The sequence below is a fragment of the Streptomyces ossamyceticus genome, from assembly GCF_001418475.1.
Taxonomy (GTDB): domain Bacteria; phylum Actinomycetota; class Actinomycetes; order Streptomycetales; family Streptomycetaceae; genus Streptomyces; species Streptomyces ossamyceticus.
This window is the reverse complement of the sequence record NZ_LIQX01000776.1, coordinates 1-2,441: the sequence shown is the minus strand read 5'-3', so window position 1 is coordinate 2,441 and position 2,441 is coordinate 1. Positions and strand designations below refer to the sequence as shown.

Sequence of the window (2,441 nt, the reverse complement as noted above, 5' to 3'; positions counted from 1 at the left end):
AGGTAGGTGGTGAAGCGGGCCCAGAGGGCGCCGGCGTGTGCGTTCCACAGGACGGCTGCGCGGTAGTCGTAGCGGTCGGTGTCGAGTGGGGTGCCCAGGGCTGGGTCGTCCTCGGCGTGGGTCCGGCCGCAGCGGCATCGGCCGCCGGTGGGGCGGTTGTGGACCGGGCCGAAGCTCGGGGCGGTGAAGGTGGCGAAGACGCGGGGGTGGATGCCGACGTGTTCGGGGACACCCTTGCCGCCGCGCAGGCCCGAGGTGATCAGGTGGAAGGTGTCACGGCGGTAGACCTCAGCGCAGGCCGCGCAACGGGTGGTACGGCGGTTGTTGCAGCGAACGAGGAGGTTCCCGGCCGGGAGGTCGGTGGAGTCGAGGTGCTGGATGACGCGGCCGATCTCGCCGGTCGTGGTGTCGATGTCGTACTCGGTGCGGTGGCCGTCCAGGCGGATCGGGTGGGTGCAGCCGCCGAGGCCGGAGAGCTGGCGGAGGATACCGGGCAGGGTGCCGTGCTCGGCGAGCCTTGCGAGTTCCGGAAGCGGGGGCGGGGTGGTGCGGGCGAAGATGGGGGTCTCCTTCTGACTGGCTCGGTCAGGAGTTATGGCCCTGGGGCGGCAGATGCTTGGTCGTGTGTGCCGCCCCAGGTGCTTGGCGCGGTTCAGCGCCGGTTGTGCTCGCGGAGCAGGGAGCGCAGGACCACGGCCGCGATGGCGACGGAGATGGCCGAGACGGCGACGGCGGCCAGGAGCGCGGTCAGGACGACACCGCCGACGACCACGGCCGCCACCACGGCGGGGCTGATGTGGACCGCCGGGAGCGTGCGCTGGACGGTCGCCGGGTCGGCCGGGGCGTGGGTGTGCGCGGGCGGCGGGGTCGGGTTGTCGGGGTACTTGGGCCAGAACACGGTCAGGCTCTCCTTATCTACTCGTCTAGGCATGTGAGCCGTTTATGACGTCCACGCCGGTACGCGTGCCGGACTCGATGGCGGGGGCGAAGAAGGTCTGCGAGAGCCAGAAACCGAAGAGGGCGATCAGGACGACGACCCAGGTACGGACGCCGAGGAACTTGACCGCGCCCCAGGCGAAGAAGCCGAGGACGACGACGAGCGGCAGGCTGACGGTCACGATGTACGGGGTCCCTTCGGAGGATCAGCGGACGGGGCAGCGGTGCGTGCGGGCGGCAAGCTCGGCGGCGGCACGGCTGTCGTAGTCGGCGGAGAAGCCGCAGCGCGGAGCCGTACAGGCGGCGGTGTGCTTCTCACGGCCCCGGCCGTCGTAGGACGTGGCGACCTGGACGGGGCCGATGCGGGTGACGTCGCGGAAGCGGCGGGACATCAGCGGGCGTCCTCTCCGGTGAAGTCGTGGGCGTGGTCGGTGAGCCACTGCTCGATCTTTCGGTGTTCGTTGGGGGTGGCCCGCTTGATTGCGGCTTCGGCGAGGGCCACGGCGTCCACGAGCCGGTTGTCGCGGGTCAGCTCGGCGGAGCGCTCCAGGGCCGACTGGATAAAGGGGCGCATGGTGTTGGTCTCCTCGTCTGTCAGGTGAGTTGGGCGGCGATGGCTTCGGCCATGGGCGTGGGGACGCCGAGGCGGGCGCGGAGTGTCGGGGTGTCGATGGGTGTGCCTGTGCGTGTGTGGTGCTCGGCGGCGACTTTGCGGGCGTGTTCGACGAGGGCGGCCGGGACGGCGACGGCGGGGCGCTCGGGCGGGGGTGGCTCGATGGCGGGTGGAGTCGGCGGCGGTTCCGGCGGTTCCTCCGAGTCGAGGTTCGGGACGAGTTCGGGGGCGTCCGCCTGGTCCAAGTAGCCGTCCGCGGGCTCGGCGTTCTCGTCAGCCGTTGTCGGTGTGGTGTGGGCGAGGAGGGTTCCGCCGAGGAAGGCGACGGCGGGCCAGCCCGCGACGAGGATGCGCAGCCAGGCCGGGACGTCGTTCATGTCGAGGAGGCCGGCGGTGGCGACGTTGGCGCCGAGGGAGGCGGCGAGGGCGATGACGAACCAGCACCACCCGGCCGCTTTCGCCTCCCCGGTCCGCAGTCGGCGCCAGGCGGCGACGAGCAGCAGGTCGACCGAGACGGGGTAGGCCCACGCTTTCCATCCGTCCTGTCCGGCCGCCAGGGCGATGTCGTGCAGGTGGGCGAAGGACAGCGCGGCGGCGATGAGCGCCTGGACGAGCACCGCGTCGACACGGGCCAGTTGGGCGCGCATGGAGCGGCTCCTTTTCGGGTTCAGGCATGGCGGGGGTAGAGACTTGGCGCGAGACGGTCACGCCGACCGGAGTGGGAGTACGGCTCAGTCGGTCACCGGGTGCGGCTGTACCGCCGGGGCCGAGGACTCCACGGGCCGTACGGGGGTGTCGGGCCGGAAGGGCTTGAGCGCGGGCAGGTCGGGCACCAGGTGGGCCGAGTCCCGGCAGATCTCGGCGGCGTCGGCGAGGGACAGGTACGGCGTGC

At 71.7% G+C, this 2,441-nt stretch carries 6 protein-coding genes and 1 pseudogene; all 7 read right to left on the bottom strand.

All coding sequences use genetic code 11. From position 1 onward, the window contains the following. On the bottom strand, positions 1-497 hold a 497-nt coding region (locus AOK15_RS48055; protein ID WP_338059953.1), incomplete at its 3' end, for a replication initiator. Between the two features lie 155 nt (positions 498-652). Next, the gene (locus AOK15_RS38530) at positions 653-898 is read right to left on the bottom strand and encodes a hypothetical protein (RefSeq protein ID WP_055523545.1); all 246 of its coding nucleotides are present in this window, start codon (positions 896-898) and stop codon (positions 653-655) included. A 25-nt stretch (positions 899-923) separates the two neighbouring features. Next, on the bottom strand, positions 924-1,118 hold the full coding sequence (locus AOK15_RS38525) for a hypothetical protein (RefSeq protein ID WP_055523542.1): 195 nt from the start codon (positions 1,116-1,118) through the stop codon (positions 924-926). Between the two features lie 24 nt (positions 1,119-1,142). Next, positions 1,143-1,328 (bottom strand): mobile element transfer protein, encoded by a 186-nt coding sequence (locus tag AOK15_RS38520; RefSeq protein WP_055523540.1) that lies wholly within the window; start codon positions 1,326-1,328, stop codon positions 1,143-1,145. Continuing rightward, on the bottom strand, positions 1,328-1,510 hold the full coding sequence (locus AOK15_RS38515; RefSeq protein WP_055523537.1) for a hypothetical protein: 183 nt from the start codon (positions 1,508-1,510) through the stop codon (positions 1,328-1,330). Before AOK15_RS38515 ends, AOK15_RS38520 begins: the two co-directional genes overlap by 1 nt. 20 nt (positions 1,511-1,530) lie before the next feature. Further along, a complete protein-coding gene (locus tag AOK15_RS38510; RefSeq protein WP_055523535.1) occupies positions 1,531-2,196 on the bottom strand; it encodes a DUF2637 domain-containing protein in 666 nt (221 codons plus the stop codon). Between the two features lie 84 nt (positions 2,197-2,280). Continuing rightward, positions 2,281-2,441 (bottom strand): annotated as a pseudogene (locus AOK15_RS48050) (FtsK/SpoIIIE domain-containing protein); the annotation flags it as partial.

Coding starts and splice junctions, on each gene's coding strand:
- AOK15_RS38520 (WP_055523540.1), bottom strand. CDS start 1,328: ATGTCCCGCCGCTTCCGCGACGTCACCCGCATCGGCCCCGTCCAGGTC.
- AOK15_RS38515 (WP_055523537.1), bottom strand. CDS start 1,510: ATGCGCCCCTTTATCCAGTCGGCCCTGGAGCGCTCCGCCGAGCTGACC.
- AOK15_RS38510 (WP_055523535.1), bottom strand. CDS start 2,196: ATGCGCGCCCAACTGGCCCGTGTCGACGCGGTGCTCGTCCAGGCGCTC.